This window comes from Candidatus Oscillochloris fontis, assembly GCF_004138135.1.
Classification (GTDB): domain Bacteria; phylum Chloroflexota; class Chloroflexia; order Chloroflexales; family Chloroflexaceae; genus Oscillochloris; species Oscillochloris fontis.
Map to the genome: position 1 here is coordinate 33,891 of NZ_RYFD01000018.1, position 26,446 is coordinate 60,336.

Genomic DNA, 26,446 nt, shown 5'->3' on the forward strand with positions numbered 1-26,446 from the left:
TGGGGGTTTGTCAAGATCGTAATCAGAACAAATGACGAGCATTTTGAGACGATAATCGTATGCTATGCGTCAAGTATGAAGTAAATGTTCTCTATGTGTGGTATGATCTTTTATGATTCAGTGGTACATTTCGTATTCTCATCTTCCTCTGGCCTATATTCAGGCAACACCCAAGGACATGGGCAAAGTCATTGGGGCACAGCCCCAAACCCCTGTTTGTGGTGTTGTATAGCGGCTACGCCGCTACACAACACCACAAGAGATCTTCGGAGATGACTTTGCCCATGCCTTAGGCAACACCCAAGGAGTTTTGTGTGCAAGCCCAGATAACCCCCGGTATGGGCCGGGCCACTCGCCAGCCCGGAGCGCCGCGTGGTGCGCTGCTGCGTGCAATTGGCTACCTCGGTGGCCACCGTCGCAATGTGGTGATTACCTATACGACCCTGGCGATTGCGACCTTCGCCCAGTTGATGGTGCCCCAACTCGTGCAGAATATGATTGATGCGGTTACTGAGAGCCTCGCACCGAATGCCGATCTGGCTGCCGGGGAGCGTGCGGTTTGGTATGCCGCGTTACTTATTCTGCTCTTTGCGATTATTCGCGGTCTTTTCTCCTTTGTTCAGGCGTTTATGTCGCAAAAGACCTCGCAAGATGTCGCTTTCGATCTGCGGAATGCGATTTTTGCGCGTATTCAGCGTCTTTCGTTTAGTTATTATGATCAAACCCAGACCGGCCAGTTGATGATCCGGGCCACGGATGATGTGGAACGGTTGCGGATGTTTGTGGCCCAGGGTCTGGTGATGGCGGCGCAGTCGTTTATGTTGCTCTTCGGGGCGTTGCTGATGCTGGTCTTCACCAATTGGTCGCTGACGTTGGTGATGTTGCCGCTGCTGCCAATTGCGATGGCGCTCTTTATGGGTTTTGGGAAGGTTGCCCAGCCGCTCTTTATGGCTATTCAGGCTAAGTTGGCCACGCTGAATACGATTCTGCAAGAGAACCTCGCCGGGATGAAGGTGGTGAAGTCGTTTGCTCGCGAACCCCATGAGGTTCAACGCTTCGATGCGGCGGCCTCGGATCTGATGGCGCAACAACTGCGAGTCAATCGAGTTTTTTCGTTCCTCTTCCCGGTAGTCTTTTTGGTAGCCCAGCTTGGGCAATCGGCGATTCTCTATTTTGGTGGGGTGCAGATCCTCAATGGAACGCTCAATCTGGGTGAGTATCAGAAGTTTAGCCTCTTTCTGATCTATGTCTTCTTCCCACTGGGCCAACTGGGGATGATCGTTTCGATGATGGCCCAGGCTTCGGCTTCGGCGAAGCGCATCTTTGAGGTGCTCGATACCCAGAGTGAGATCCGGGATCTGCCGGAGGCGACGACGCTGCCGTCTATCCGGGGCCATGTCGAGTTCCGTGATGTCACCTTCCGCTATCTCGCGAGTAGCGACCCGGTGCTGAAGCAGGTGAGTTTTGTGGCCCAGCCCGGCCAGACGATTGCGCTGTTGGGGGCGACGGGGAGCGGTAAGACGACGATCATCAATCTGTTGCCGCGTTTTTATGATGCCTCCGAGGGCAGTATTCTGATTGACGGCCATGATGTGCGGAGTGTCACGATTGATAGTCTGCGCTCGCAAATCGGAATTGTGTTGCAAGAGACGAATCTTTTTAGTGGTACGATCCGTGAGAATATTGCCTTCGGGCGCCCCGATGCGAGTGATGCTGAGATTATGGCGGCGGCACAGGCGGCGGCGGCGCACGATTTTATTATGGGTTTCCCCGATGGCTACCAGACCTATGTGGGGGAGCGCGGGATTACGCTTTCGGGTGGGCAGAAGCAGCGCGTGGCGATTGCGCGTGCGCTGTTGCTCGATCCGCGTCTGTTGATTCTGGATGATAGTACGAGTAGTGTTGATCTTCAGACCGAGTATCATATTCAGCAGGCGCTTGATCAGTTGATGCGCGGGCGTACCAGCTTTGTGATCGCCCAACGGGTGAGTACCGTGCTGAATGCCGATCAGATCTTGGTATTGGATAAGGGCGGTATTGTGGCCCAAGGCACTCATGCTGATCTGCTGGAGAATAGCCCGATCTATGCCGAGATTTATAGCTCGCAGTTGATCGACTCTTGATCGTTCTCGTGAAGGGGATTTCCGCTTGGGGCCACGCCCCAAAACATACCAAAAAAAGATCGGCGGGGGCGGCGCAGCCGCCCCCGCCCCCCCGCTATCGTATAAGGAACCTTGTATTATGATGATGGGACACGGCGGCCCGGGCCGCATGCTCAATACAGAGACGAGTAAACCTAAGAATGCGCTGGCAACATTGGCGCGTTTCTGGTATTACTTTAAGCCCTACTGGTACGCGCTGGTGGCTACCGCCGTGCTGATCGTGGTCAGTACGATCTTGCAGGTAGCGGCTCCGTTACTGATCGGCCAAGCGGTGGACTGCTATCTCTTGCCGCAGCCAGAGGCGTGTTGGTATGCGACGGTGCAGCCCAACGCGGAGATCGCCGCACGGAGTAGTGCGCTGGGGTGGCTGACGGTGATCCTCACGCTGGTCTTTGTGATCGGTTCGTTTATGCAGGGTCTGGCCTTCTACAGCATGAACTGGGCCGGACAATACGCGCTGCGGGCTATGCGTGAGGATACCTTTGATCAGATTCATCGCCTCTCGCTCAGCTACTATGCGCGCAATGAGGCCGGGAATGTGATGAGCCGCATCACCAGCGATACCGATACGATCCAGCAGGTGTTGGGGTTTGCGCTGCTGAGTGTGGTGGCTGGGATCTTGCAGGTGGTCTTCACGATTATCGCAATGTTGAGCGCGAATGTGCCGTATGCGCTGATCAGCCTGACGGTGGTGCCGGCCATGGCCTGGGCAACGGTCTACTTCTCGAACCAGGCGCGGAAGGCGTTCCGCGCAACCCGCCAGCAGATGGGGAGCGTGAATGCCGGGTTGCAGGAGAGTATCGCTGGGGTGCGCGAGGTGCAGGCGTTTAACCGCGAGCAGGAGAGTATTGATCAGTTTCGGCGTACTAATGCGGCTAACCGCGATGCGAATGTGCGTGCCGCAAGTTATACCAGTGCGCTCAATCCGGTGCTGGAGGCACTGGGCTATGTGGCCATCGCCATCGTGGTGGTGGTAGGCGCGATGAGTGCGCTGCGCAACCAGCCACTCTTGGGTACGAGTGTGATTTCGCTGGGTACAATCGTGATCTTTATTCAGTTTGTGCAGCGCTTCAACCAGCCCATTCAGCAGATCGCGACGCTCTGGACGAATTTACAGAGTGCGGTGGCGGGTGGCGAGCGCATCTTTGAGTTGCTGGATGAGCCAGCCGAGATCAAGGATCGCCCCGATGCGCACGAACTCGCCACGATTAGCGGGCGCGTGGTGTTTGAGCAGGTCTGCGCCGAGTATCTGCCGGGGCAACCTGTGTTGCGCGGGGTGGACTTTGTGGCGGAGCCGGGGCAGATGGTGGCGATTGTCGGGCCGACCGGGGCCGGGAAGAGTACGATCATCAATTTGCTGCCGCGCTTTTATGATGTGAGCCACGGGCGGGTGTTGATTGATGGGGTGGATGTGCGTGCGGTGACGAGTGCGAGTCTGCGCCGTCAGATTGGGATCGTGTTGCAGGATTCGTTCCTCTTTGCCGATACGGTGATGAATAATATCCGCTACGGGAACCTGGAAGCGAGTGATGCCGAGGTGATTGCGGCTGCCAAGCTGGCTGCTGCGGATAGCTTTATTGAGCGGTTGCCTCAGGGCTACCAGACGGTGTTGGGCGAACGTGGCGGTGGGTTGAGCCAGGGCCAACGCCAACTGATGGCGATTGCGCGCGCGGCGCTGGCCAATCCGCGCATCCTGATTCTGGATGAGGCGACATCGAGTGTGGATACGCGCACCGAGCGCCTGATTCAGAAGGCGTTTGACCAGTTGCTCCAGGGACGCACCAGTTTTGTGATCGCCCACCGGCTGAGTACGATTCGCAATGCCGATCTGGTCTTGATGGTGCGCGATGGCCAGATTGTTGAGCGTGGTACACATAGCGAACTGCTGGCGCAGCGTGGAGCGTACTACGATCTTTATATGAGTCAGTTCCGACGTGAAGAGGAGATCGCGGATTGAAGTAGGGGCGAAGCATCGCCCTACAATCCAAATCGTGTTCCTCTTCCACATGGAGGGCGATGCTTCGCCTCTACAATTATGATGTCACAACATACCTTTGGCCTCTGGCCAAGCTCGATCACCCCACGCAGTTTCGCTGGTGACATCCGGCTCTCTGATGTGCAGTGGGACAGTAACGGGCAGCACATCGTCTGGTTGGAGGGCCGGGGTGGGCGAGGTGTGCTCGTCTGTGCTGAGGCGGGCAGTATGGATGCACCATGGGATCTGACTCCGGCAGAGTTCTCGGTACGCGCCAAGATCGGCTATGGCGGGGGCGATTTTTGTGTCAGCCATGGCGCGGTCTTCTTTGTGGATGGTGGATCGGGGCGCATCTGGCGTCAATCCATCGCGGGCGGGCCAGCCACGCCGGTGACTCCCGCGTTTGGTAGCGCCGCTGCGCCAAGCCTCTCGCCCGATGGGCGCTGGTTGCTCTATGTGCATAGTGACGCCGGAGTGGATTGCTTGGCGATTGTCCCCGCCGATGGCAGCCAGTGGCCACAGCGACTCATGGCTGGGCATGACTTCTTTATGCAGCCATGTTGGCACCCCAGTGACAAGTGGATCGCCTATGTGGCCTGGGATTTCCCCAATATGCCCTGGGATGGGAGCAGGCTCTATCTGGCTGAGTTGGAGGTAAGTGAGCGCATGCCGGTGGCGCATATGCCACACCTCATCGCGGGTGGCACAGAGGTGTCCATCTTTCAGCCATGTTTCTCACCCGATGGGCGTTATGTAGCCTATGTCAGTGATGAGTCGGGGTGGGGCCACATCTATGTGCGCGATCTGAAACAGAACCGCGTGCGCCAACTGAGTACAGGTGAGATCGAACATGGTCAACCCGCCTGGGTGCAGGGTATGCGCAATCTGAGTTGGGCGAGCGATAGTAGCCAGATCTATGCGCTGCGCAGCCAGCATGGGATCTATGAGCTGTGCAGCTATGGGCTGGATGGCAGCGCAGCCGAGTTGGTAGATTTGGGTGGCAGCTACCAATGGCTCGCCCAGCCCAATGCCGCCCCCAAGGGGGAGGGCATTGCCTGTATTGCCGCGTCGAGCACGCTACCGCCACGGGTCGTGCTGCATCAACAGGCACAGAGCCGGGTGCTACGGCGGAGCGCGGGTGAGTTGGGGCAGTACACACCATTAGCAGCGGCGCAGCCGGTTACGTGGAGTAGCACCGGAGGGATCCACGTCTACGGAATGCTCTACCTACCCAGTGGCTACACCCCTGGGCAGGCTGGCCCACGCCCACCCGCGATTGTACGCATCCACGGCGGGCCAACCGGACAGGCCACGGCGAGCTACAGTGCCGCGACCCAGTTCTTTACCAGCCGGGGCTACGCGGTGCTGGATGTCAACTACCGGGGCAGCACCGGCTATGGGCGGGCCTATATGTTGGCGCTGCGCGATGCGTGGGGGGTGTGCGATGTCGAAGATGCGGTGAGCGCGGCGCACTACTTGGCTGAGTCAGGAGCCGCCGATCCGCAGCGAATCGTCATCTACGGGGGCAGCTCGGGCGGCTACACCGTGCTAGAAGCACTCTGTCGTGCACCGGGCACCTTCCGCGCTGGAATCTGCCTGTATGGGGTGAGCAACCTCTTTACGCTCGCGGCAGATACACACAAGTTCGAAGCGCGCTACCTGGATCTGATCGTCGGCCAGTTGCCGGAGCAGGCCGAGCGCTACCGCGAGCGCTCGCCGATCTTCCACGCCGACCTGATCCGTGATCCGGTGGCGATCTTTCAAGGTGCTGAGGATACGGTTGTGCCGCCCAGCCAATCCGAGGAGATCGTCAGCGCACTGCGGCGACACGGGGTGCCCCACATCTACCAACTCTACCCCGGCGAGGGCCACGGGTGGCGTAAGCCAGAGACCATCGAGGCGTTCTATACGCAGATGGAGCGATTCTTGCAGCAGTATGTGTTGTTTGCCTAAAATCAGATAGGTGGCCTGGGCGGCTTTGCCGCTCAGACCACCAAAAAACCTATGCTACAATCAGCGACATTACTATGCCCAAAGAGAGAAGGATGACCTATGGCGAAGCCCGCCAAGAACAAGAAACTTGGTCGTAATGACCCCTGCCACTGCGGGAGTGGACGTAAATACAAGGATTGCCACCTGATCATTGAGGAGGCGGCGCGCAGCGAACAGTTACTGTTGCGTCAAGCCCAGGATAGCCTGCTGCCCAAGATCATTGAGGCCGCTCAGAGTGTGCCCGAACAGTTCCCGGAAGCCTTTGCGCGCTTCTGGCAGAACAAGTACCCCTTTGAGCAGATGAGCGACCTGGATGCGGTGGAAGATCGCGGGGCCGAGCGGTTCCTGACCTGGTTCGCCTTCGACTTTCACATGAATAATGGGCGCACACTGGTGGAGCAACTCAACATCGCTGCCGATGAGGGTAGCTTCGAGGTTGACCCATATGAGCGGCGCTTGCTCGAACAGTGGCGCACAGTGCGGCTGCGCCCCTACATTGTGGCTGAGATCCGTAAGGGTAAGGGGATGCTCCTGCGCGACCTGTTGGGGGAGCAGGAGTTTGATGTGACCGATTACAATGCCGCTAAGCGCCTAGAGGTCGGCGAGGTGGTAGTGGGGCACCTGACCCCGGCGGATACCCCGTTGGATGCGCCTGTTCCCAACTACTACCTGGGCGGCGCGGCAGCGCATCTGACCAACGATACTCCGCAGAAGTTGGTGGAGTTTGCCGAACTGCACCTGGCTGATATGCGCCGCGAGCGCCCTGATGTCACGTGGAGCGATCTGTTGGAGGAGCGCAGCGAGGTGTTGAACCACTTTGTGATCGCGCTGCCCCGCGAGGCACCAGATCCGAGTGTGATGGAGCGGCTGGTCTCCGATGGCCGTATCGCGCTCCAACTGACCAAGGAGAGCGTGGCTTCGTTGTTGGGCCGGATGCTGCCCAAGGATGAAGAGCCAGAAGAGCCAGAAGCCGAGAAGACGGACGACTCGGAAGAGAAACCAGCATAGGTTGGTTGAAGGCGCGGCCATGGCTGCGCCTTCAGAGTATCATCATATGGCAGATCCTATTATCGTCTCGCTCATCTGTACGGTACGTGACGAGGCCGACAACATTACCGCGCTGCTCGATTCGATACTGGCGCAGACGCGGCTACCCGACGAGATCGTGATCAACGACTGCGGGAGCCGCGATGCAACCGCCGCGATGGTGCGCGAGTATGCCGCTCGTGAGCCACGAATCCGCTTGGTACAGGGCGGGCACAACATCTCATCGGGGCGCAACAGTGCGGTGGCCCGCGCACGTGGCGAACTGATTGCCTGCACCGATGCGGGGTTGCGGCTCGATCCGGGCTGGTTGGCGGCGATCATCGCACCGCTGGAGCGCCACAGAGCCGATCTGGTAGGTGGGTTCTTTACGCCTGCCCCGCAGAGCCTCTTCGAGTTAACGCTGGGGGCGGTGAATTATCGCGATGTGAGCGAGATCGATCCGGCCACCTTCTTACCCTTCGGCAAATCCATGGCCTTCCGACGTGACCTGTGGGCCACGGTGGGCGGATTTCCCGAATGGGCCAGCCACTGCGAGGACATCATCTTCGCCCTGGCTGCCGAACGAGCCGGCTATCGGCGCAGCTTCGCCCCAACCGCCATCGTCCACTTCCGCCCACGTGAGTCGCTGCGTGCCTTTGCGCGCCAATACTACCTCTACGCACGCGGCGATGGGGTCGCCGGACTATGGACGAAGCGACACATCCTCCGCTACGCAGCCTACAAAGGGTTGTTGGGACTGCTGTGGGCGATGTGGCAGTGGCCGTGGCTGCGCCCGCTAGGTCTCGTCTTGATCGGGCTGGGGGGCGCGGGCTACACCTACAAACCCTACCGGCGGCTCTGGCCGCGCCTGCGCGGACACAGCCGACCAGAACGCGCCAGCGCACTGCTGCTGGTGCCGATCATTCGCATCGTCGGCGATATCGCCAAGATGGTGGGGTATCCAGTGGGGCTGTTTCAGACACAAAGACCGTAGAGCAGCCGTCACACGGTCATCCTGAGCGCAGCGAAGGGTCTCGGTCGAGATTCCTCGCTACGCTCGGAATGACAAGCGGCCTCACAAGGGTTCAACAACCTGACCAACCGCTATATGACCTTGCCCTTGGTCGCATAATAATCCCGACAATACTGTTCGAAGGTCTGCATTGGGCCGAGGCGTAGGATACGGCTGGTCTCGCGCATATCACAGGCCATCTCATCGTAGCTAAATTCGAGCATCTCCATGATGCCGGGTGCTGAGGGCTGGAGGGGCTTCAGCAAGGCTCCGATAGCATACGTGAGCCAGACGGGCATGTGCAGCACCGGGATCTTCGTACCGAGCACCCGCGACCAGATCGCCACAATCTCGTCGAAGGTGAGGTGTTCGGGGCCACCCAGTTCAAAAGTACGGTTCAGCGCCTCTGGGTTATCAATCGCGTGGAGATAGGCGCGGGCCACATCAATCATCCCCAGCATTTGGGTACGCTTGGGAGCCATCCCAACGACGGGGAAGAAGCCAAGTTTCTCGACAATCGGCTCACCGCGCTGGACAACTTCATAGAAGAGGCCACAAGGGCGAAAGATCGTATAGGGGAGGCCGCTCTGCCGGATAGCCTCCTCAGCCATGAGTTTGGCCCAGCAAAACTTATAGCCGACCGGGTTCTTGGGGAAGAGTGCGCTGGTGAAGATATAGTGCTGCACCCCAGTGGCCTGCGCCGCCTCTAGCAGATTGATCGGCCCCTGGTACTCGGCCATGTACCGCGACTCGTCGCGGCGGTCGGCACCAGCACTCGTCGCCGCGATAACCACCTTCGCCCCCCGGCAACCCACCTCAAGGCTCGCGGTATCACGCATATCACCACCGATCAACTCGGCTCCGAGCGCACGGAGGGGTTCCGCCTTAGCCACCGAGCCTGGACGCACCAGCACCCGCACCGGATGGCCCTGTTCGCGCAACATACGCACTAACGTCTGCCCAAGTGTGCCGGTACCACCCACAATGAAGATCATGGCAGTTCCTTATCAGCCATCAAGCGCCGCACATCGTGAATAATTACTAACTATGGTGTAATTGCAACATCCGATTCGGAGCAGTATGGAGCGCGTTGGCAGCCAAAAGTTGCCAGATACATGTGCAACAGTTCACGCACAATCCGCATCAAGATGCGCAATTTCCGACTCTGAAAGACCCTGCTCAACGGGTTTCAGTATAGCACAAGCAAGCGAAATCAGCGTCGCACATTTGCCATATATGTCTAGACAGCACCCTGTGGGAGTAGTATACTAGTCGAACATTTCAGCGTGTCAATTTTTTGACTGGTAAGACACCACTAGATCTCGGAGGAGCGCACCCATGCTCTACAAGATTGATCGCCACGCCCACGATTTAGTCTGGGTGACTATGCAAGGCCATTTGGCTATGGAGCACGCCGAGCGCTACATCCAGGAGATATGGCGAACCTTGAATGAGTGTCCCCGCCCAACCGACCTCTTAGTTGATGGGCGTATGATGCAGAGCGCCCATACAGCGGCGCGCCAACGCACCGAGCAAGTCGTCCACCACCCCCACTTAGGCCATATTGCCTTTGTCGTCAGTTCACAACACTTGCTTCTCTTTGCGCCATTGATGCAGATGCTAAGCGGGATCGGGATGTTTGGCGACGAGCATACCGCAATAGACTTCCTGCATCGCACGCGGGGGGCACCATCCGTCCCCAGCATGGGCCTACCGACGATGCCCGCACGCGCACAGGAGACACGGCTCACCATGCCGCCGCCGCCGCCCCAGAGCCACGGTTTGGCGGGGATGCTGGATAGTTGGAGCAACAGCCTGCGCCAGATGAACCGTAATGGGGATCGTGAGTAGAGGCGCCAGTGTGTTGTTTATCCGCAGATGACGCAGATTGCGCAGATTATTCTCTTTTTTAGTAATCTGCGCAATCTGCGGACACGTGACCGGAATGCATGTCCCCCCTTATCGCCCCCAAATACGCAGATTATTCTCTTTCTTAGTCATCTGCGCAATCTGCGGACACTTGACCGGAACCCCCCAAAACTACGACTTTCGCCATAGGTCAAACTCTTCAGAGCGGAGTATAATTTGCTCCTACCCTGTCTGGAGAGGAAAGACGTTCATGCACAAAGGACCTCTGTACGCGGCTGGCTCGTATGTCATCTGGGGCTTGTTACCGCTCTTCTGGCACGCCCTCCACCACGTTCCTGCTACCGAAATCCTCGCGCACCGCATCGTTTGGGCACTCGTTGCCACCTTCCTGCTCACCATTTTTAGTGGGCACCTACCGAAACTCTGGGCCGCCATGCGCAATTGGCGCATCCTGCTCACCTTTACCCTCTCGGCGGCGCTTCTCACTACCAACTGGTTCATCTATATCTGGGCGGTCAATGCCGGATATGTGGTCGAGACGAGCCTGGGTTACTTCATTAACCCGTTGGTGAATGTGATCTTTGGGGTGCTCTTTCTGCGTGAACGGCTGCGGTTTGGCCAGATCGCAGCGGTAACGGTCGCAGCAGCCGGAGTAATCTACCTCACCGTGCTGTATGGGGCGCTGCCGTGGATCGCGCTGGTGCTGGCGGGGAGCTTCGGGTTGTACGGGCTGATTCGCAAGACCGCGCCGATCAGTTCGCTTGAGGGGTTGACCCTCGAAACGCTGATCGCCTTCGTGCCCGCGCTGGGCTACCTGATCTTCTTAGAAACCACTGGCCAGGGTGCATTTATGCACGCCGAACTCAGCACCACACTGCTCTTCATCACCTCCGGGGTGGTCACGGCAGTGCCACTGCTGCTCTTTGCCTCCGGGGCGCGCCAGATCACTATGGTGCTGCTGGGAGTATTGCAGTACATCGCCCCTACCATCCAGTTCATTCTGGGGGTAACCTTCTTCCATGAGGCCGTCACCCCAGAGCGGATGATCGGCTTCATCTTGATCTGGATCGCACTCAGCATCTACACCACCGAGGGCTTGATCGTTGGTGGGCGGGCGGCACGGGCACGCGCCCGCGAACGGGCGGCAAGCAGCGCCCAATAGCCACAAATTCCCCCTTGCCCTTCGACCAATCTAGACGCACCATGAGGGGGCAGAGCGACGCGGCTCTGCCCAAATACATGGAGGTGTCCTATGGCGACACGTAAACCCGAAGGCTACCTAGATGGCCAACCACTCCACCCTGAGAGTCTGATGATGGGCTACGGCTACCGCCCAGAACTCTCGCAAGGGGCGGTCAAGTGTCCGATCTTCCAGACCTCAACCTTCGTCTTTGCGAGTGCCGAAGAGGGCAAAGCCTTCTTTGAACTGGCCTATGGATTGCGCAAACAACGCCCCAACGAAGAAATGGGGCTAATCTATAGTCGGTTGAATAATCCCGACTTAGAAATTCTGGAGGATCGCCTCACCATCTGGGATGACGCCGAAGCTGCCGCCGCTTTTGCCAGTGGAATGGCTGCGATCAGCACCACGATCCTGACCTTCCTGCGGCCAGGTGAGGTGGTTGTGCATAGTGAGCCGGTCTATGGTGGAACGGATTACCTGCTCAAACACATTTTGCCGATGTTCGGCATTCGCTGTGTGGGTTTCCCGGCACAGGCGAGCGAAACCGAGATCGCGGCGGTGATCAGCCGTTCGAGCGCGTTTGGCAAACTGGGGATGATCTACCTCGAAACCCCCGCCAACCCCACCAACACCCTGGTGGACATCGCCGCCTGTGCGCGGCTGGCCCAGGTCAACAGCAGTGAGCGGCGTGTCCTAGTGGCGGTAGACAACACCTTCCTGGGGCCACTCTGGCAACAGCCACTCAAGCACGGTGCAGATCTGGTGATCTACTCAGCGACCAAATATATTGGCGGGCATAGCGATGTGATCGCCGGAGTCTGTCTGGGGGCCAAAGAACTAATCAGCCAGATCAAGGGCTTCCGCACCATCCTCGGCACCATGGCCGGGCCGAACACATCCTTCCTACTCATGCGCAGCCTGGAGACGCTCAAACTGCGCATGACCTGCCAGATGAAGAATGCGCGCTACGTCGCCGACTTTCTGGCCGACCACCCCAAGGTGGCGAAGGTGTACTACCTGGGGCATCTGAACCCAGAGGAAACCCAGCACGAGATCTTCCACCGCCAATGTACCGCCCCAGGATCAATGATTTCCTTTGATGTGATCGGTGGCGAGGCCGAAGCCTTCCGGCTGCTCAACAACCTACGCATGATCCACCTCGCGGTGAGCCTGGGCAGCACCGAATCGTTGGCCGAGCACCCAGCAACCATGACCCACGCCGACGTAGACCCAGAGGAGCGCATGGAGCTTGGCATCACCCCGGCGATGGTGCGGATCTCGGTGGGAGTTGAGCACCCAGAGGACATCATTGCCGATCTGCGCCAAGCATTGGAGCAGGTCTGAAGAGAACTGGTACCTGTTCAGACTTGGGGTAAAAGAAACCTCGTGTGATGCCAAGGCGCAAAGGTTTTGTTGCAGGCTTTGCGCCTTGGCGTCTTTGCGTCAAAACCTGAAGGCGATGAGAAGTGTGAACAGTGACGAGAACTGGTATAATTCCCATATTCGTTACGTCATGAACGATGCAAGGGAGTTCGTAGCATGCCCGCGCCTTCTAAGATGAGCAATAGCGCCGCCGCAGCACGTATTGCCGAGCTTGAGGCGCGGGTCGCAGCGCTTGAGAAGAGTGAAGCCGAGTTGCGCATCATCGCCGAGTCGTCACAACTCTTCGTGGTGACAACTCCCGATGCCGACCGGCTGCTGCTCTCGCTCATCCGCTCAGGCGCAACCACCATCGGTGATATGCGCTTCCAACTGGGTGATCGCTTCCAGATCCATATTCTGGCCGTGAACAACAACATCATGGCGCTCAAACAGGCCGAGCGCGAGATCCACGACCGTGACGAGTTGCTGCACATGGCCTACGACGCGGCCCAACTAGGCACGTGGCAGCGCGATCTGGCGGGCCGTCCTGATCGGTTACAGTTGGATGCTCGCGCACGCATCCACTACGGGGTAGGGGTTGAAGATGCCCCCTTCGCGCTGATCCTGGAGCGCATTCATCCCGATGACCACGCATTATGGTGGAAATCGGTTGCGATCACAACCGAGCCAAACAGCGAGCGGCGCTACAGTACCGAATACCGCGTCATCCACCCTGACGGGAGCATCCATTGGCTGGCGATTCATGCGCGTACCTACTTCACCGGCGAAGGGGCGGATCGGCGTGCGGTATTGAGCAATGGCACCAGCCAAGACATTACCGAACGCAAGCAGGAAGAGGCCGCACTGCGCGCCTCAGCCGATCAGTTGCAGAACCTGTCGCGGCGGCTGGTCGAGGCGCATGAGCGCGAGCGCCGCCACATTGCACGCGAGCTACACGATGAGATCGGGCAAGTCTTAACCGGGCTGAAGCTCTCGTTGGGAGCCTCAGCAGCAGCAGCGCCACCCGCTATGTTGTCGGTGCTGAATGAAGCCAAAGCCGCGCTCAACGAACTGATGGCCCGCGTGCGCGATCTCTCGCTCGATCTGCGCCCAGCGCTGCTCGACGACCTGGGCCTACTCCCCGCGCTAGGCTGGTACCTGGATCGCTACACGCCCCGAACAGGTGTACAGGTTGAACTACGCCACCAAGGCGTCAGCCGACGCTTCTCATCCGAAGTCGAAACCGTCGCCTACCGAACCATACAGGAGGCACTTACCAACGTCGCCCGCCACGCCAATACCCACCACGCGACAGTGCGCCTGCTGGCCGATGATCAGCGGCTCATGTTGCGCATTGATGATGCCGGTTGTGGGTTTGATAGCGAGGTGGCGATCAAGACCCTACGTAACCAGACCACCGGTGGTCTGAGTGGCATGCAGGAGCGCATGCAACTCATCGGTGGCCTGTTGACAATCGAGTCGGCCCAAGGCGTGGGCACTCGGATCATTGCCGAGTTGCCGCTCTGGTCAGAGGAGAGTTTGAATGACAACGATTGTGTTGGTGGATGACCATCCGATTGTTCGCGGGGGGCTGCGCGCCGCGCTCGCCGCCGAACCGGATTGGCACGTGGTTGGCGAGGGTGATGATGGGATTGAAGGCTTAACACTCGTCAATCAACTCCACCCCGATATTTTAGTGGTTGATCTCCAACTGCCCACCATAAGTGGCTTAGATGTGTTGCGGCAGGTACGAGTTAGTACACCCACCACACGGGTAATCTTCTTCTCGATGCACTCCGAGGATGCGTATGTACGTGAGGCACTTGCCGCAGGGGCGGTTGGTTATGTGCTCAAGGATGCGGATGCGGTGGAACTGATCCATGGCATACGGGTGGCGCTTCAGGGGGGCCGTTACCTCAGCCCGACCCTGGCCGAGCGGATGATCAGTGCCTATCTCCACCAGCCCAGCCCCGACCAGCATATTGATTGGGCCGAGATGCTCACGGCTCGCGAACGCCAAGTGCTCATCCTCGCCGCCCAAGGATTGAGCAATGTTGAGATTGGCGACCGGCTGACGATCAGCCCGCGCACCGCCGAAACCCATCGCACCAACCTGTTACGCAAACTTGGCCTCAAAGGCCAAACCGATCTGATGCACTTTGCCCATGAACGAGGTCTGCTCGAAGAATAGACACTCCGTAGGTAGTCCGTACTTCTCCGTAGATTTCCCGTACTTCTACCCGTAGGCTGAATTCAGGGACAGAAGCCACTATCTCCGCAGTTACACCCCACTACCCCGTAGAGTATGCTGAAGAAGTCAATCAACGCCAACGGTCCAGGATTATGACAATGGCGTCATATCCGGGGCCGTTTTGCTGAGCAATCCAGTACTGCAACCGGCGAAGAAGACCTCGACATGCCTTGACCTTGCGCCAATTCACCGCTTGCATCGTGAGTTCCGCGCAGTCATCATATACTACGGAGGAATCGCTATGATTCTTCAGCTTCCCTTACCTAATGGTGATGTTGCCGTCTACTTCCGCCTTCCGGCTACAATCTGGGCCGACAAGGTACAACTAGTTGGTGACTTCAATGGCTGGAGCACTCAGGCCACACCGATGCGGCTCGGCGAACACTACTGGGAGGCCAAACTCACCCTCCACGCTGGTGAGCGTTACTGCTACGCCTATTTGGTAGACGAGGTAGATTGGTGTACCGACGCCCCGCCCATGGAACGTGCGTTTGGCGCACCATCGCCACCAGTAACGATGTTGCCGGTTGATATTCCCCAGGCGCGCAATCGGGCTATGGCGCATTAAGCTGACACCATAAGAAGCATCACATTCATTCTTCAATATGGCAACAAAACTGAATTCAATGCGCCTATTAGAGCGTCGTCATATCTCCTATCAAGTTTACACCTATTCATACAATCCTGAAGATCCTCCCGATGCCGTAGAGGTAGCGCGGCGGATTGAGCAGCAGCCGCACACCGTCTTCAAAACATTGGTCGTAACAGCGGGTGGCACAAGCCGCCCGCTGTTGATTATGCTGGCCGCAGATCGGCAACTCGACATGAAACGAGCGGCGACGGGCTGCGGACAGAAGCGGCTAGAGTTGATGCCCCGCAACGAAACAGAACGACTGACCGGCCTCAAGGTAGGCGGGATCGGCGCATTGGCCTTGAGTGCCAAGCGCTGGCCATGCTACGTGGATCGGGGGGCGGAGGGTTTGGAAGAGATTTTTGTGAATGCCGGGCAGCGCGGGATCATGTTGGGGTTGGCGGTGGGGGATCTGCGGCAGGTACTCAACGCGGCATGGATTGATGCCGCTAACTGAACGCTACGACGGCGGGAGGTTCTGTTCAGCCAGGGCAGCCTGAGCAGCCAGCAGTTGGCAGCGCATCTGGATGATCACCTCGCCCCCGGCGAGATTGACGCCCAGATCATCAATTAGGCGGCGGATAAAGCGAATTTGCTCGATGTCTTCATCGCTGAAGAGGCGGATATTACCCTTGGTACGTTGGGGCGTGATCAGGCCACGCCGCTCGTACATCCGCAGGCTCTGCTAGTGCAACCCGGCGAGTTCGGCGGCGACACCGATGGGGTAGCGCCGCATTGGCGTTCGGTTAAGCGTCCTCTTGCGCCCCGGTTGTTGACCGCAGAGAACGCAGAGGAACGCAGAGGAAGAACCATGGGGCGTACCCCAGAGCGCGAACCCCATCCCTCTGTGTCCTCTGCGGTTGCTATGGTATTATGCCCTCCTTAACCGAATGCCTATGGGGTAGCGCCGCCCCTCGGAGCGCGGTGCGCTCATGCCGGCTGGCCCTCGGCAATCTGGCGCAACTCCTCGAAGAGTTCACGCTCACGGTTGCTCAGTTTGGTGGGTAAAATCGCCTGCACCTTGGCATACAGATCGCCATGATGGTGTGAGTGGAGTACCGACATCCCCTGGCCTGCAAGGCGGAAGGTACGCCCATTCTGCGTGTGCGGCGGGATGGTCATGGTGATCGTCTTCCCACTCAGGGTCGGCACTGCGGCTTGGCCACCCAACAACAGCGTGTACATCCCCACCTCCACCGTCACATAGAGATCGCTGCCCTTGCGCTCAAACCGATGGTGCGGCAGCACCCGTACCTGAAGGATCAGATCGCCGCGTGCGCCGCCATTCATGCCAGGGGCACCCTCACCCGCCACCCGCACCCGCCCGCCGGTATCCGAGCCAGCCGGAATCTTGACCGTGATCGTGCGCGGGTTGCCATTGGGGGTCGAGAACTGCACGCTACGTTGGGTACCAGTGAATGCCTCTTCGAGCGTAATATCAACCGGTTGTTCAACATCCTGGCCATTCATGCGCGTATTGAAGCCCGCGCCTCCAGCCCGACCCGTGCGGCGATTACCAAAGATCGATTCGAAGAAGTCGGAGAAATCTGCATTTGCCCCATAATCAACTCCAGGGCCAGCCTGTTCGTAGCGCTTCCAATCGCTCCCGAAGCGATCATACTTCTCGCGCTTCTCCTTGTCGGAGAGCGTCTCATATGCCTCGTTGATCTGCTTAAAATGCGCCTCAGCCTGCGCATCGCCGGGGTTAATATCGGGGTGATACTTGCGTGCCAGCTTGCGATATGCCTGCTTGATCTCTTGTTCGCTGGCACTATGGCTGACCCCAAGGATCTGGTAGTAGTCTTTCATAGCCGAGTGGACTTCCTTCCTGCTGCTTCCCTCTGCTTTTGGTGTCTATTGTAGAGACTCTACTCTATTATTGTCAAAGTCTGCGTAGAATTCACTAGGGCATGGGGTTCTGCGGCGCAGCCGCCTGCCAACAAAAAACCGACGCAAGCAGGGCGTCGGCCTGGGAACTGACGTGATACCCAGTTCGGTCTATGCAATTTGATACTCCCAGGCACTTGATCGGCGATAGGCGGCATAGGTGGAGAGGTCGCGAATCAAGCGTTGCAGCAGATCGCGCTCAATGGGGTCATCATAGCCAGCGATCAGGCGCTTGATAGATTCGTGGTTTTCAGGTTGGGGAGCGTAACGGTAGCGAAGATCACCTTTTGAACTCACAGATCGGCCCATCACTCCATCTTCCACAAGCTCATCGAGGGCTTGAGCTACACTCCAGATATCGCGACAGACACGGTTCGCGATCTCGTGAGCGGTTCCCTCCATACGAGCATTCTCGTGGAACATGAGCAACAGGTGGAGTTTTACCGGTGTATCAATCGCCTTTTCCAAGAGACGCTGAATCACAGGGTCAATCATTGACCATTCCTCCTTCCATACAGTTACATCATTAAAGACACGCCGAAGCATGGGTGCCACCTGCTACAACGGGTAAGAATGCGAGTAGAATGTTTGGGCAGTGGCTCCTGCAAACATGGGAGGAGCAGTTGAAGAGGGCGAGAACCACGCTTGATGAGATGTTTGTCACAAGCATCTGCAATTATACACCAGCCCTACGATGCATGCTAGGGATGTTTTCTTTGGCCTAGAAGAACCTGTGTTGAGAATCGTTCACCTGCAAGGAACAGGTATAATAGGTATACACACGACACTGTGTGGAGGAAGCAATGCACGCCTCTCGACTCCACACAAGGAGGATTATAATGGCAAAACTGAAAGTTGCCATCTTAGGTGCCACGGGCACTGTCGGCCAGCGTTTTATTCAACTCCTCGACGGTCATCCTTGGTTTGAGGTAACTGCACTGACGGGTAGTGAGCGCACTGCCGGACGCACCTACGCCGAGGCAAGCCGTTGGGTTCTTGATACTCCGATGCCCGCTGCGGTTCGCGATATACGGATTTTATCGGAAGATGCCGAACTGGACACCCCGCTGGTCTTTTCGGCATTGCCGAGCAAGACAGCCGGGATCATCGAGGCTCGGTTGGCCGCAGCGGGGCATGTGGTCTGTTCAAATGCGAGTGATTATCGGATGGCCGAGGATGTGCCGCTCCTCATCCCCGAAGTCAACCCAGAACATCTGGAATTGATCGCGGTACAGCGCAAGAATCGCGGCTGGCGCGGCGCGATTGTCACCAACCCCAACTGTACCGCCACCGCCCCGACCATGGTGCTCCGCCCGCTCCTCGATGCGTTTGGGGTTGAGAAGGTACTCCTGGTGAGTATGCAAGCCCTGTCGGGTGCGGGCTATCCGGGGGTGCCCTCATACGATGCGACCGAGAATGTGATCCCCTATATTGGCGGCGAAGAGCCGAAGGTGGAAGAGGAACCCCAGAAGATGCTAGGGAGTTTGGTGGATGGGCGAGTGCTACCGGCCAACTTCACCACCTCAGCCCACTGCAACCGCGTCCCCGTCCTAGAGGGCCACTTGGTCTGCCTCTCGATTGGCTTCACCCGCAAGCCCAATCTGGAGGAGTTGATCGCGGCATTGACCAACTTCCGCGCCTTGCCCCAGGAGTTGCAGTTGCCCAGTGCACCCGCGCAACCAATTGTGCTGCGCGAGGAGCCAGATCGGCCCCAACCCCGCCGCGACCGGATGACCGGCGCGGGAATGGCTGCAGTCGTGGGGCGGGTGCGCCCCTGCCCGCTGCTCGATTACAAGCTGGTCACGCTGGGCCACAATACTATCCGTGGCGCAGCAGGTGGCTCGCTGCTCAATGCCGAATTAATGTATGCCCAGGGGATGTTGAATAGCTAATGCTTGGTGCCTGATGCTTCACGCATCAGGCACTAAGAAATAATCCTATGAAAACCATTGCAGACCTAACCTCCGACCGAGTCTATTACCGCGATCTGGAGCCATGTGACCCGGAGTTACCGGGGTTGAAAAGCTTACGTCACCAACTCGGTATTCGGGAAGGTAAGCTGCCGCGTAAACGCGAGGCGGACTACGCACGGGTAGCGTTGGCATTGGCGCAAGCAGCCCAAGCAAAGCGGGGCGGTGATCCCCTCACGGCACTGGTTGTGATCGGGGATACCGAGAATGATCGCCTCTTGGCCGAGTTCCTCAGCCAACTGCCAGGAGCACCCACGACCTATGGCTTTATCGGGATGGATCGCCCGGTGGCCCCAGAGATTCTAGAGTGGCATGGCTCAATCGCCAGTGCCACCCGTTGGTCGTTGTTACATCCATGGGCGGAAGATCTCGAACAACAAGGGATCAATTGGTCGCAGACAGCCCTGTTGATTGACATTGACAAGACCCTGCTCGGCCCACGGGGACGAGGTGATGGGGCGATTGATGATGCACGCGCCGAGGGGGCGCTGGTGGTGGCCGAACAGTTCTTGGGTGCGGACATGAATATCCCGCTCTTTCGGCGCGCCTATGCCGATCTCTGCCATCAGGAGTGGCACCACTTCACACTCGACAACCAGGATTATGTCACCTCCACCGCACTGCTGATCGCCAGCGGGGTCTTGGAGTACGACCAACTCGATGCGGATGTGGCCGCCGAGAAGATTATGAGTTTCGCGCATCTGCTCGACATCGTGACACCGCATGTTCCGGCCAGCCTCGCAACCCTCTACACCGAATTGCGCACACGGGTTGCAGCGGGCGATCCGACCCCCTTCAAGCAGTTCCGCCGCGCCGAGTTTGTGTCTACGATCAGCCGAATGGCGGATGGGCGGTTGTGTCTATGCAAAGATCTCTTCAATCTGTGTGAACGGCTGCGACTGGCGGGGGCGCTCTGCCTAGCCACCTCGGACAAACCTGCCGAATCGGCGTTACCCACCCCGGAGCAGGCTGCGGCGGGAATTTTGCCGTTGCACCGTACACCGGCACGGATGATTTGATGCCAAAACCCGATCAAAACCACATCCACCCCACCGATGTCCGTGGGTTGAGTCAATTGGTGATTGATGCAACCCTAGGGATCACGAATCTGGTCGAAGCGCTGCACAGTACCATCCTGCGGGTTCCGGCCCCTTTGGGGCGGATCGAAGATCGCCCAACGGTTGGGATCACCGGTTTGGTCTATACAAGTATTCGGATGATCACGGGGCTTGTGGGAGGCAGTATTGATCTCGCACTTGCGCCGCTGGTGCATGGGCTACGCCCCCCCGAATCCTCAACTGAACGCGATGCGGCCCTCGCGATCCTCAATGGGGTAGTCGGCGACTACCTCCAGCAGCAGGGGAATCCGTTAGCGCTACCGATGAGCCTCTGGATGGATGGAGGGTGTATTGATCCGCATGGCACAAACATACGTCCCGATGTCAGCACCAAGATCCTGGTGATCATTCATGGACTCTGCCTGAATGAACAACACTGGGGCATACCCGACGACTATGGGCAACATCTGACTGATCTGGGCTATACGCCAGTCTATGTCCGCTACAACACCGGGCTACACATCTCGACCAATGGACGCACCTTCGCCGACGTATTGGCTGCGCTAAGTTCAGCATGGCCCCAACCGATCAGCGAGATCACGATCTTGGCGCACAGTATGGGTGGCCTCGTAACGCGCAGTGCCTGCCAGATTGCCGAAGAAACGCAGCATGGATGGCGACAACAACTCCGCAGCATCATCTTTTTAGGCACCCCGCACCATGGATCGCCCTGGGAACGGGTAGGCAACTGGGTTCACACCCTGCTCCTCAGCAGCCCCTATAGTGCCGCATTTGCACGCCTGGGCCAGATCCGCAGTGCAGGCATCACCGACCTGCGCTACGGCACCCTGCGCGATGCGGAGTGGGCCGACACGGATCGCTTTGCGCCGCTAGGCGATCCGCGCCTCCCATTAGCCCTACCCACCAATGTAGACTGCTACCTCGTGGCAAGCAGTACGAGCGATGTCGAAGCGGAGTGGTGGGGCGATGGTCTCGTCCCCGTCGCGAGTGCGTTGGGGCGCCACAGCGACCCACGCTACGATCTGGAGTCCCAAGCCGCAGGCGTATGGATTGGGGAACAGATCAACCATATGGGGCTACTCAACCACCCAGCGATTGACGCACAAATACGGGCGTGGCTAACGCACCCGAAGCCTACTCCTTCAGCGTAAGCAGATAGGCCACCAGATCCTCAATCTGTTCGGGGCTCAGTGCCTGCTCAAAGGTCTGGGTCATGATCCCCGGTGCAAACCCCTCGACGACATACGAATTGGGCGCAACGATTGATGTACGCAGGTACTGAGCCGGTGAGAGAATAGAAACCCGAGTAGCAGCACGTACTCCCACCCCACTCAGACTTGGCCCAACTAGAGTAGCACTCCCCGGATCAACATTATGGCATGTATAGCATGCCACCGCACCCGCAGAGATCGCCTCGGCGGGCATGTTGTTAAAGAGAGTACGCCCAGCCTCAGCATCGCCATTCGTCTCGAGTGGGCCGGCATCAGCCGGACTCACCGTGGGGGCGGGGGTGGGCGTGCCACGCGCACTGACAATCACCGAGGCGGTGGTGGGTTTTACCGTGGGCGTGAGAGCGGCACTGGTCGGGCTCACCACAACCGGGGTACTGGTGGATACAACCGCCATTACATCGCCGCTTGGGCGATTGAACAGATTGATCGCGATGATGATGCCGATCACCAACACGACGAATGCCCCACCTCCGATCAGGATCAAGCGCATCGTCGGATCAAGCGCCGAATCGTTCTTACGATCAGGACCGCGATAGGAATTGGACGAACGGAAATCGTTCGAGGGACGCCAACTCATAACCGTAGCTCCTTGCTATGCATGCTACCCAAAAGACCGGCAACGGAATTATTTGGCTAGGCAGATTGAAGGAGTTTTGGTGGTGGAGAAGTTGGCCCCACAATATGCTGGGCTACCTGCATTTGGAAGCGGTGGAAGATCTGGCTGACCAGGGTGATCAGGATCAGGGTAAGGCACACACTTGGAACGGCCTCATAGATCGCACGTGGCCCGCCCCAAACCTGAGCCAGTGGCGCTGCGGTAGGCAGTGGATCGCCACGCAGATCGCACAAGAAGATACGCTGAGGCTGCATTCGGCTATGCAGGTAATGAGCGCGGGCGCAGTGAAACATGCAGAGCAGCGGATTGAGGATCGCCAAGGTAAGCAGAGCAGTTCCGATGATCAGGTGGGCTATAGACAGGAAGGATCGCGGCGTAGGAGGATGCGCTCTTTGGTTGATGGTGCCTGCACCCATCGCATGCCTCTCTGCATCGCGGTGAAACCAGGTAACTGTTCACAGTTCTCCTAGCATTCCGATTTTGACGCAAAGACGCCAAGGCGCAAAGCCTGCAACAAAACCTTTGCGTCTTTGCGTCAATCAGAAGCTTCCTTTACCCCAAGTGTGAACAGTTACGAAACCAGCGCAATTATATCAGATCAATCCAATGCTTGCAGGTGGCGGTACTTGCCCGCAAAATAGAGCAGCGGCACACCCGGATCATCCGCCCGCCAGATGGCCTCAACCTGAGCCAGAACGATGACATGATCGCCAGCATCAATGATCTGCTGGGTGACACACGATAGGGCGGCCATACACGCACTCAGCCGCTGCGTCGAGGCCAGCGGGGTAAAGGTGGGGTGCAGATCGGGATCGGGGCGGCCAGCAAAATGGCGCGAGATCGGTTCCTGATCGGCACGCAGAATACTCACCCCAAAGCGACCAGCAGCGGTGATCGTGGCCAACATATGGGCACGGCGATCAATACAGACCAGCAACAGCAAGGGATCGAGCGAGACCGACGTGACGGAGTTGGCCGTCATGCCACGCATCTCGCCCGCATGCTCGGCACTGATGATCGTAATCCCCGTCGCAAAGAGGCCCATCGTATCGCGGAAGGTACGGCTATCGAGTTGCATAGACTCCTCAGTTGGCATGCGATTCAGAGAAGGGCGTGAGGGAGATCGATTCAGCCTCACCACGCGAGCACTCCTTCCCCTTGGGGCAAGCCCAGAAGGCACTACAGCGCATCCACGCCTCATGGCGGGGTGTGGGAAGCAGCGGGGTGGTGGCGATCATGATCTGGGTGGCCACCGGCGCCGCGAGCGAGACATGGTGCCCCGCAACGGCGAGCAGCACCGAGCCATCTCCACCCACCGCGAGCACCTCCGCCTGGCTGCCCAGGCTCACCCCTTGAGCTTGGAGGAAGGTGGCGCTCATAGCCGGGACATTCAGCGCTACAATCTGCCCCTGTGTCCCCGCGACACAGTTGGTCAGGGGTTGCGGTGGCGCAATGACGGGTTCTGGTTGCTCCGCATATGGGCAACGCGCAGGTGTGGGCCGTTCAAGAAACGACTTGAGCGCCACAACCAAGCGCTCCGAGGTGATATGCTCTAACTGACACGCTAACTGATCGGCTTCATCGGGTTCAATCCCCAGATTCTCGACCAAAAAGACCACCCAGAGCCGTCGCCGCGAGAGAATCTCCTGCGCCTGCTCCTCCCCCGTCTCGGTGAGCGTCACCCCCTTATAGGGCTGATAGGCCATTAAGCCGCGCTCACTCAACTTGTGGCACATCTCATTCGCTGAGACCTGCGTAACACCCAACTTGTTCGCTAAGAGGGAGACGGCCACTGGTTGATCGGGCGCACCACGCAAGAGTGCCGTCATCACCAGGTACATCTCGATACTTTCACTCATGGCCCCTACCCTGTTCTGTCTTGACCGATTAAACCCGCCGCAAGCCGCCATGCTTTAGCCGAGCGGTTAGGCGGGTTTCTCGCTGGCTTTAGCCAGAGCATTGTCAACGTTGTACATTTGTACTATAATACCCGCAATGTGACGTCAATGCTGCTTGGCGCATCACCATACGTACAAGGCTGAAAGTGCTGGTCGTGTGCGCGTCCAAGCCGCATAATCTCCAAACCGGGTCGGGCAGATCCGTTGGTCGTTAAGCTCGCTCATAGGCGGGTTGGGCCAAGAAGCCACGCCACGTTAGTGGCTGCGGAGTGTCACCTGCTCTTTCAGGATACGTTGCCCATGCGGTGCTGTCAACAGTTTTCGGTGTTGGTTTGGAGGCTTCGCCTCCAAACCAACACCGAAAAAGATCTGCGGGGGCGGCTGCGCCGCCCCCGCCCCCCACCGGAGGTAACGTTGCCACACCCTCGATCATCTTGTATACTAGCAGTATATAAGGTTCACCAAAACAATAAGCTAAAGGAAACCCTAAATATGCTCCATCAAGTTCTAGACGCCTTTGAACAGAGCCAAGGGCCAGTCTCGCTCGATGAACTGAGTCGGCAGTTAGGGATTGAGCGCAGTGCCTTGGACGGCATGATCGCCTTTTGGGTACGCAAGGGGCGGCTGATTGAGAGTGGGGGGCAAACGGTGTGTGCCAGTGCAGGATCAAGCTGCACATGCAGTGCCTATCCAGGCGGATGTGTCTTTAGTAGCGCGACACCCCGGCGCATCAGCGCGAGCAAGAAATAGCAGAACCTTGGGGCTGAAGCCCCAAACCCCAATGTTTGGTGTTGGTTGGCGGCTTCGCCGCCAACCAACACCAAAAAAGATCTGCGGGGGCGGCGTAGCCGCCCCGCCCCCCCACCGGAGGTGCCGTTCCATCACGCCTTGAGCAGCGGTAGCGCATCCTGCTCGACCCACTCCGGCAGATCGGTGGGCGAGTAGCGCCGTTGCACCACACCATTGCGATCAATCAGGAACTTGGTGAAGTTCCACTTGATCGCATGGCTGCCCAGGAACCCCGGCTGCTGCTCCTTCAGATAGACATAGAGCGGGTGGGTCGTGGGGCCATTCACATCAACCTTGCTGAAGATTGGGAAGGTGACGCCATAGTTGAGCGAGCAGAACTCGCGGATCTCCTCAGCACTCCCTGGCTCCTGGTTCGCAAACTGGTTACACGGGAAACCGAGGATGACCAGACCGGCATCCTTGTGGCGCTGATAGATCGCTTCTAAGCCGGTATACTGCGGGGAGAACCCACACTTACTGGCCACATTCACCACCACCACGACCTTGCCTCGGTATACGGACATGGACTGCTCGCTGCCATCAAGTAACGTCGCGCTGTAATCGTAGAAACTCATTGTAGGGTATACCTTTTCATATGTTCACCATGCTACGCAGTGTGTAGTATGCCCTAGGTTGGGGATGCATGGCAAGCCTCCGGTAGGGGTTCGGGGGCGGCTTCGCCGCCCCCGAAGATATTTTTTGTGGTGTTTTGGCGGCTACGCCGCCAAAACACCACAAAAAATTGGGGCTTGGGGCGTAGCCCCAAGGACATTGCACATACCCTGGCAAGATCTTGCTCCGTCGTGGGTAGCGACGCAAACGTCGCTACCCACGACGATAGATCCCCAACGCCCGCTCGCGGCGTTGCGCGTGATCCACCAGCGGCGCGGGGTAGTCGTGGCCGATGCGAACCCCGGCGCGGATCTGTTCGGCGGGGCTGAGCAGGTGCGGAATGTGGATGAAGCGATCCGGGACATTGGCAAGTTCGGGTAGGTAGCGGCGGATGTAGTCGCCACGCGGATCAAACTTCTGGCCCTGGCTGGTCGGGTTGAAGATGCGGAAGTAGGGTTGGGCGTCGGTGCCGGTGCCGGCGGCCCATTGCCAGCCACCGTTGTTGGCCGCCGGGTCGCCATCGAGTAACCTCTGCATGAAGTAGCGTTCGCCCCAACGCCAATCAATCAGCAGGTCTTTGGTGAGGAACGAGGCAACGATCATGCGCGCCCGGTTGTGCATCCAGCCCTCGTAGTGCAATTGGCGCATGGCGGCATCCACGATGGGGTAGCCGGTACGCCCCGCACACCAGGCGGCAAAGAGATCGCGATCGTTCTCCCACGCGAGGTCATTGTACTGCGGCTTGAAGGCCCCACGCAGAACGTGAGGATGGTGGAAGAGCACTTGGATATAGAAGTCACGCCAAGCCAATTCGGCGATCCATGTATCGGCTCCGGGGCCAGGATGAGCTTGCGCCGCCGCGAGGCATTGCCGCGCCGCGATCATGCCAAAGCGCAGGTA

At 58.3% G+C, this 26,446-nt stretch carries 26 protein-coding genes; 16 read left to right on the plus strand and 10 right to left on the minus strand.

Annotated features, from left to right (window positions below):
- The first annotated feature begins 314 nt into the window (after positions 1-314).
- The 5 genes from EKD03_RS08875 to EKD03_RS08895 all read left to right on the plus strand — a co-directional run bounded on the left by EKD03_RS08875 (position 315) and on the right by EKD03_RS08895 (position 8,149).
- Positions 315-2,123: an ABC transporter ATP-binding protein gene (locus EKD03_RS08875; RefSeq protein ID WP_238613453.1), complete on the plus strand. Its 1,809-nt coding sequence runs from the start codon at positions 315-317 to the stop codon at positions 2,121-2,123.
- Positions 2,124-2,241: 118 nt separating this feature from the next.
- On the plus strand, positions 2,242-4,119 hold the full coding sequence (locus EKD03_RS08880) for an ABC transporter ATP-binding protein (protein WP_129629715.1): 1,878 nt from the start codon (positions 2,242-2,244) through the stop codon (positions 4,117-4,119).
- A 78-nt stretch (positions 4,120-4,197) separates the two neighbouring features.
- Positions 4,198-6,090, plus strand: a complete 1,893-nt coding sequence (locus tag EKD03_RS08885; RefSeq protein ID WP_129629717.1) for a S9 family peptidase — start codon at positions 4,198-4,200, stop codon at positions 6,088-6,090.
- A 99-nt stretch (positions 6,091-6,189) separates the two neighbouring features.
- Positions 6,190-7,137, plus strand: coding sequence for a YecA family protein (locus EKD03_RS08890; RefSeq protein ID WP_129629719.1), 948 nt, complete (start codon positions 6,190-6,192; stop codon positions 7,135-7,137).
- 46 nt (positions 7,138-7,183) lie between these two features.
- Positions 7,184-8,149 carry a glycosyltransferase gene (locus EKD03_RS08895; protein WP_129629721.1) on the plus strand — a complete coding sequence of 322 codons (966 nt, stop codon included), beginning with the start codon at positions 7,184-7,186 and terminating at the stop codon, positions 8,147-8,149.
- Between the two features lie 110 nt (positions 8,150-8,259).
- Here the strand turns inward: EKD03_RS08895 and EKD03_RS08900 are convergent, their stop codons facing one another.
- Positions 8,260-9,162: an SDR family oxidoreductase gene (locus EKD03_RS08900; protein WP_129629723.1), complete on the minus strand. Its 903-nt coding sequence runs from the start codon at positions 9,160-9,162 to the stop codon at positions 8,260-8,262.
- A 343-nt stretch (positions 9,163-9,505) separates the two neighbouring features.
- On the opposite strand from EKD03_RS08900, the gene EKD03_RS08905 reads away from it, so the two are divergent.
- From EKD03_RS08905 to EKD03_RS08935, 7 genes are all read left to right on the plus strand, one after another.
- Positions 9,506-10,018 carry an STAS/SEC14 domain-containing protein gene (locus EKD03_RS08905; RefSeq protein WP_129629725.1) on the plus strand — a complete coding sequence of 171 codons (513 nt, stop codon included), beginning with the start codon at positions 9,506-9,508 and terminating at the stop codon, positions 10,016-10,018.
- A 268-nt stretch (positions 10,019-10,286) separates the two neighbouring features.
- Entirely contained in the window at positions 10,287-11,198 is a 912-nt protein-coding gene (gene rarD / locus EKD03_RS08910) for an EamA family transporter RarD (protein WP_174842846.1), read from the plus strand.
- A gap of 90 nt (positions 11,199-11,288) precedes the next feature.
- Positions 11,289-12,563, plus strand: coding sequence for a cystathionine gamma-synthase family protein (locus EKD03_RS08915; protein WP_129629727.1), 1,275 nt, complete (start codon positions 11,289-11,291; stop codon positions 12,561-12,563).
- Between the two features lie 195 nt (positions 12,564-12,758).
- Positions 12,759-14,150 (plus strand): sensor histidine kinase, encoded by a 1,392-nt coding sequence (locus EKD03_RS08920; protein WP_129629729.1) that lies wholly within the window; start codon positions 12,759-12,761, stop codon positions 14,148-14,150.
- Positions 14,125-14,772, plus strand: a complete 648-nt coding sequence (locus EKD03_RS08925) for a response regulator (RefSeq protein ID WP_129629731.1) — start codon at positions 14,125-14,127, stop codon at positions 14,770-14,772. The genes EKD03_RS08920 and EKD03_RS08925 overlap by 26 nt, the downstream gene beginning before the upstream one ends.
- A gap of 301 nt (positions 14,773-15,073) precedes the next feature.
- Positions 15,074-15,400, plus strand: a complete 327-nt coding sequence (locus tag EKD03_RS08930; protein ID WP_129629733.1) for an isoamylase early set domain-containing protein — start codon at positions 15,074-15,076, stop codon at positions 15,398-15,400.
- 37 nt (positions 15,401-15,437) lie between these two features.
- The gene (locus tag EKD03_RS08935) at positions 15,438-15,920 is read left to right on the plus strand and encodes a YbaK/EbsC family protein (RefSeq protein ID WP_129629735.1); all 483 of its coding nucleotides are present in this window, start codon (positions 15,438-15,440) and stop codon (positions 15,918-15,920) included.
- Between the two features lie 3 nt (positions 15,921-15,923).
- On the opposite strand, the gene EKD03_RS08940 is transcribed toward EKD03_RS08935, so the two are convergent.
- From EKD03_RS08940 to EKD03_RS08950, 3 genes are all read right to left on the minus strand, one after another.
- Complete coding sequence (locus EKD03_RS08940; protein ID WP_238613454.1) at positions 15,924-16,136, minus strand: MerR family transcriptional regulator; 213 nt, start codon at positions 16,134-16,136, stop codon at positions 15,924-15,926.
- Positions 16,137-16,393: 257 nt separating this feature from the next.
- On the minus strand, positions 16,394-17,272 hold the full coding sequence (locus EKD03_RS08945) for a DnaJ C-terminal domain-containing protein (protein WP_129629737.1): 879 nt from the start codon (positions 17,270-17,272) through the stop codon (positions 16,394-16,396).
- A gap of 189 nt (positions 17,273-17,461) precedes the next feature.
- Positions 17,462-17,896 carry a hypothetical protein gene (locus EKD03_RS08950; RefSeq protein ID WP_238613455.1) on the minus strand — a complete coding sequence of 145 codons (435 nt, stop codon included), beginning with the start codon at positions 17,894-17,896 and terminating at the stop codon, positions 17,462-17,464.
- A gap of 293 nt (positions 17,897-18,189) precedes the next feature.
- Here EKD03_RS08950 and asd point away from each other — a divergent pair, with 293 nt between their 5' ends.
- From asd to EKD03_RS08965, 3 genes are read left to right on the plus strand one after another with little or no spacing between them, the layout of a single operon-like run.
- Positions 18,190-19,242 (plus strand): aspartate-semialdehyde dehydrogenase, encoded by a 1,053-nt coding sequence (gene asd / locus EKD03_RS08955; RefSeq protein ID WP_129629739.1) that lies wholly within the window; start codon positions 18,190-18,192, stop codon positions 19,240-19,242.
- A 47-nt stretch (positions 19,243-19,289) separates the two neighbouring features.
- Positions 19,290-20,339, plus strand: coding sequence for a hypothetical protein (locus tag EKD03_RS08960; RefSeq protein WP_129629741.1), 1,050 nt, complete (start codon positions 19,290-19,292; stop codon positions 20,337-20,339).
- On the plus strand, positions 20,339-21,550 hold the full coding sequence (locus EKD03_RS08965; RefSeq protein ID WP_129629743.1) for a lipase family alpha/beta hydrolase: 1,212 nt from the start codon (positions 20,339-20,341) through the stop codon (positions 21,548-21,550). The genes EKD03_RS08960 and EKD03_RS08965 overlap by 1 nt, the downstream gene beginning before the upstream one ends.
- Here EKD03_RS08965 and EKD03_RS08970 read toward each other — a convergent pair.
- From EKD03_RS08970 to EKD03_RS08985, 4 genes are all read right to left on the minus strand, one after another.
- Positions 21,534-22,208, minus strand: coding sequence for a c-type cytochrome (locus EKD03_RS08970; protein ID WP_129629745.1), 675 nt, complete (start codon positions 22,206-22,208; stop codon positions 21,534-21,536). The two genes, EKD03_RS08965 and EKD03_RS08970, sit on opposite strands and share 17 nt — an antisense overlap.
- A gap of 56 nt (positions 22,209-22,264) precedes the next feature.
- Entirely contained in the window at positions 22,265-22,663 is a 399-nt protein-coding gene (locus EKD03_RS08975; RefSeq protein ID WP_129629747.1) for a VHS/ENTH/ANTH domain-containing protein, read from the minus strand.
- Positions 22,664-22,845: 182 nt separating this feature from the next.
- Positions 22,846-23,325 (minus strand): flavin reductase family protein, encoded by a 480-nt coding sequence (locus tag EKD03_RS08980; protein WP_129629749.1) that lies wholly within the window; start codon positions 23,323-23,325, stop codon positions 22,846-22,848.
- 7 nt (positions 23,326-23,332) lie between these two features.
- Positions 23,333-24,106, minus strand: a complete 774-nt coding sequence (locus EKD03_RS08985; protein WP_129629750.1) for a metal-dependent transcriptional regulator — start codon at positions 24,104-24,106, stop codon at positions 23,333-23,335.
- Between the two features lie 531 nt (positions 24,107-24,637).
- On the opposite strand from EKD03_RS08985, the gene EKD03_RS08990 reads away from it, so the two are divergent.
- The gene (locus tag EKD03_RS08990; protein WP_129629752.1) at positions 24,638-24,895 is read left to right on the plus strand and encodes a FeoC-like transcriptional regulator; all 258 of its coding nucleotides are present in this window, start codon (positions 24,638-24,640) and stop codon (positions 24,893-24,895) included.
- Positions 24,896-25,026: 131 nt separating this feature from the next.
- Here the strand turns inward: EKD03_RS08990 and EKD03_RS08995 are convergent, their stop codons facing one another.
- Together EKD03_RS08995 and EKD03_RS18810 are read right to left on the minus strand one after the other, a co-directional pair.
- Positions 25,027-25,509: a glutathione peroxidase gene (locus EKD03_RS08995; RefSeq protein WP_129629753.1), complete on the minus strand. Its 483-nt coding sequence runs from the start codon at positions 25,507-25,509 to the stop codon at positions 25,027-25,029.
- A 250-nt stretch (positions 25,510-25,759) separates the two neighbouring features.
- Positions 25,760-26,431, minus strand: coding sequence for a cryptochrome/photolyase family protein (locus EKD03_RS18810; RefSeq protein ID WP_238613457.1), 672 nt, complete (start codon positions 26,429-26,431; stop codon positions 25,760-25,762).
- Positions 26,432-26,446 lie beyond the last annotated feature (15 nt).

Bases quoted from the DNA above. Each gene is read 5' to 3' on its own strand.
- EKD03_RS08965 (WP_129629743.1), top strand. From the start codon at position 20,339: ATGCCAAAACCCGATCAAAACCACATCCACCCCACCGATGTCCGTGGG.
- EKD03_RS08995 (WP_129629753.1), bottom strand. From the start codon at position 25,509: ATGAGTTTCTACGATTACAGCGCGACGTTACTTGATGGCAGCGAGCAG.
- EKD03_RS08975 (WP_129629747.1), bottom strand. From the start codon at position 22,663: ATGGGTGCAGGCACCATCAACCAAAGAGCGCATCCTCCTACGCCGCGA.
- EKD03_RS08920 (WP_129629729.1), top strand. From the start codon at position 12,759: ATGCCCGCGCCTTCTAAGATGAGCAATAGCGCCGCCGCAGCACGTATT.
- EKD03_RS08905 (WP_129629725.1), top strand. From the start codon at position 9,506: ATGCTCTACAAGATTGATCGCCACGCCCACGATTTAGTCTGGGTGACT.
- EKD03_RS08895 (WP_129629721.1), top strand. From the start codon at position 7,184: ATGGCAGATCCTATTATCGTCTCGCTCATCTGTACGGTACGTGACGAG.
- asd (WP_129629739.1), top strand. From the start codon at position 18,190: ATGGCAAAACTGAAAGTTGCCATCTTAGGTGCCACGGGCACTGTCGGC.
- EKD03_RS08945 (WP_129629737.1), bottom strand. From the start codon at position 17,272: ATGAAAGACTACTACCAGATCCTTGGGGTCAGCCATAGTGCCAGCGAA.
- rarD (WP_174842846.1), top strand. From the start codon at position 10,287: ATGCACAAAGGACCTCTGTACGCGGCTGGCTCGTATGTCATCTGGGGC.
- EKD03_RS08925 (WP_129629731.1), top strand. From the start codon at position 14,125: ATGACAACGATTGTGTTGGTGGATGACCATCCGATTGTTCGCGGGGGG.
- EKD03_RS08970 (WP_129629745.1), bottom strand. From the start codon at position 22,208: ATGAGTTGGCGTCCCTCGAACGATTTCCGTTCGTCCAATTCCTATCGC.
- EKD03_RS08985 (WP_129629750.1), bottom strand. From the start codon at position 24,106: ATGAGTGAAAGTATCGAGATGTACCTGGTGATGACGGCACTCTTGCGT.
- EKD03_RS08940 (WP_238613454.1), bottom strand. From the start codon at position 16,136: ATGTACGAGCGGCGTGGCCTGATCACGCCCCAACGTACCAAGGGTAAT.
- EKD03_RS08915 (WP_129629727.1), top strand. From the start codon at position 11,289: ATGGCGACACGTAAACCCGAAGGCTACCTAGATGGCCAACCACTCCAC.
- EKD03_RS08960 (WP_129629741.1), top strand. From the start codon at position 19,290: ATGAAAACCATTGCAGACCTAACCTCCGACCGAGTCTATTACCGCGAT.
- EKD03_RS08950 (WP_238613455.1), bottom strand. From the start codon at position 17,896: ATGCTTCGGCGTGTCTTTAATGATGTAACTGTATGGAAGGAGGAATGG.
- EKD03_RS08990 (WP_129629752.1), top strand. From the start codon at position 24,638: ATGCTCCATCAAGTTCTAGACGCCTTTGAACAGAGCCAAGGGCCAGTC.
- EKD03_RS08935 (WP_129629735.1), top strand. From the start codon at position 15,438: ATGGCAACAAAACTGAATTCAATGCGCCTATTAGAGCGTCGTCATATC.
- EKD03_RS08880 (WP_129629715.1), top strand. From the start codon at position 2,242: ATGATGATGGGACACGGCGGCCCGGGCCGCATGCTCAATACAGAGACG.
- EKD03_RS08885 (WP_129629717.1), top strand. From the start codon at position 4,198: ATGATGTCACAACATACCTTTGGCCTCTGGCCAAGCTCGATCACCCCA.
- EKD03_RS08900 (WP_129629723.1), bottom strand. From the start codon at position 9,162: ATGATCTTCATTGTGGGTGGTACCGGCACACTTGGGCAGACGTTAGTG.
- EKD03_RS08980 (WP_129629749.1), bottom strand. From the start codon at position 23,325: ATGCAACTCGATAGCCGTACCTTCCGCGATACGATGGGCCTCTTTGCG.
- EKD03_RS08890 (WP_129629719.1), top strand. From the start codon at position 6,190: ATGGCGAAGCCCGCCAAGAACAAGAAACTTGGTCGTAATGACCCCTGC.
- EKD03_RS08930 (WP_129629733.1), top strand. From the start codon at position 15,074: ATGATTCTTCAGCTTCCCTTACCTAATGGTGATGTTGCCGTCTACTTC.
- EKD03_RS18810 (WP_238613457.1), bottom strand. From the start codon at position 26,431: ATGATCGCGGCGCGGCAATGCCTCGCGGCGGCGCAAGCTCATCCTGGC.